At 70.7% G+C, this 800-nt stretch carries 2 pseudogenes; both read left to right on the top strand.

Annotation, left to right across the window (positions count from 1 at the left end):
- Positions 1-23: 23 nt before the first annotated feature.
- A pseudogene (locus BFF77_RS32135) lies at positions 24-629 on the top strand (D-alanyl-D-alanine carboxypeptidase family protein); the annotation flags it as partial.
- Between the two features lie 2 nt (positions 630-631).
- Positions 632-800: pseudogene (locus tag BFF77_RS37570) on the top strand (D-alanyl-D-alanine carboxypeptidase); the annotation flags it as partial.

The following is an 800-nucleotide window of genomic DNA, read 5'->3' as shown; positions in this document are numbered from 1 at the left end:
CGGCGGGTCCCGTCGAAGGCACTCTGTACCGCCCGGGAACGCAGGCGCGGCCCAAGCGCGGCACTCCGGCGCCGCCCAACGTGTCCGCGCTGTCCTGGCTGGTCGCCGACGCCCGTACGGGTGATGTGCTCGCCGCACATGAGGCACACCGTCCGCTGCCTCCGGCCAGCACGCTGAAGACACTGTTCGCCGTCACCGCGCTGCCTCATCTGCCCAAGGACGGTGAACACGAGGTCACCGAGGCCGAGCTGGACGATGTCGGGGAGGGCAGCAGCGAGGTGGGCATCGTCGCGGGCGAGTCGTACGCGGTGGAGGATCTGTGGCGAGGTGTCTTCCTGAGCTCGGGCAATGACGCGGTGCACGCGCTCGCCGAGATGAACGGCGGCTGGGAGGCGACGGCCAAGCAGATGCGGGTGAAGGCGAAGCTGCTGGGCGCGTACGACACCCATGTGGTGTCCCCGGACGGCTATGACGCCGACGGGCAGGTGTCCTCCGCGTTCGATCTGGCGGTCTTCGGCCGGACGGGCCTGGAGCTGCCCGAGTTCGTCGAGTACAGCTCGACCGTCGACGCCCGGTTCCCCGGCTACGGAGGCACTTTCGGCATCGTCAACACCAACCGGCTGCTCACCNNGGCGGCCAAGCGCGGCGGCCGGACCGTGCTGGCCACCGTCATGAACCCGCAGTGGGGCGGTGTGCACGAGGTCTACGAGGAGGCCAGGTCCCTGCTGGACTGGGGCTTTCGCGCGGTGGGCCGGGTGACTCCGGTGGGCTCGCTCAAACCGCCGCCGGCGCCGCTGCCG

Source organism: Streptomyces lushanensis (assembly GCF_001700515.1).
In the GTDB taxonomy this organism is placed as follows: Bacteria; Actinomycetota; Actinomycetes; order Streptomycetales; family Streptomycetaceae; genus Streptomyces; species Streptomyces lushanensis.
The sequence above is the reverse complement of the archived record's forward strand: the minus strand, read 5'-3'. Positions and strand labels throughout refer to the sequence as shown.